Source organism: Bacillus sp. AFS041924 (genome assembly GCF_002577195.1).
Classification (GTDB): Bacteria; Bacillota; Bacilli; order Bacillales; family Bacillaceae_G; genus Gottfriedia.
In genome coordinates, this window is the sequence record NZ_NULG01000065.1 from 1 (window position 1) to 831 (window position 831).

Annotated in this window: 1 protein-coding gene; it reads right to left on the bottom strand. The window is 40.4% G+C overall.

Features of this window, described 5'->3' with window-relative positions; translation table 11 throughout:
- On the bottom strand, positions 1 to 831 hold an 831-nt coding region (locus tag COC46_RS15655; RefSeq protein ID WP_176545182.1), incomplete at both ends, for a S8 family serine peptidase.

Consider the following 831-nt stretch of genomic DNA (forward strand, 5'->3'; position numbering starts at 1 on the left):
AAGGAGTTGCTGTTTCCTTTATTATTCTTTCAATCTCACTAACTGTTAAAGATGAATTGGTTTGAAGTAATAATGCTACAAGTCCTGATGTATGTGGACCTGCCATCGAGGTTCCATTCCATCCCCCCTCATATTTACCTCCTGGAACTGATGATCTTATATTAACTCCAGGTGCTGAAATATCAGGCTTAAGTATTCCACCATATGGTGATGGTCCCCTTAATGAGAAATTGGCTAAGTTGTTGTTTATGTCAGTTGCCCCTGTTGCAAAGGATTCTGGATAGTTTGCAGGATTAGCAATTGATCCAGGCCCACCAGGATTATAAAGAGTTGTATTTCCTGCTGAAAATTCCGGGAATATATTTGCTGCTCTCCAATTTGTTACAATCGTTCTATACCAATCATCTACTTCAGGACCGCCTCCCCATGAGTTATTAACAACATCAGGAGCCATTTCTGGATGTGGCACTCCATTTTTATCTTTAGGAGCAAGCATCCATTCACCAGCTTCTATTAAATCTTCATTTGTTCCACCATCTTTTGTAAATGCCTTAACAGCTATCCACTTTGCTCCTGGCGCAACACCTATCTTATTTGTTCCATTTGGTTCTGAACCAACCATCGTACCAACTGTATGGGTTCCATGACCAAGATCATCGTATGGGGCTGAACCATTAGCTTCAGTTGCATCAAACCAATTGAATTCATTATTTGGATTATCCGGATTAGCTGGGTCATATCCTCTATATTTTGTCTTTAATGCAGGGTGATCCCACTGAACACCTGTATCTATGCTACCAACAACTATCCCTGTTCCATCTATTCCTAAAC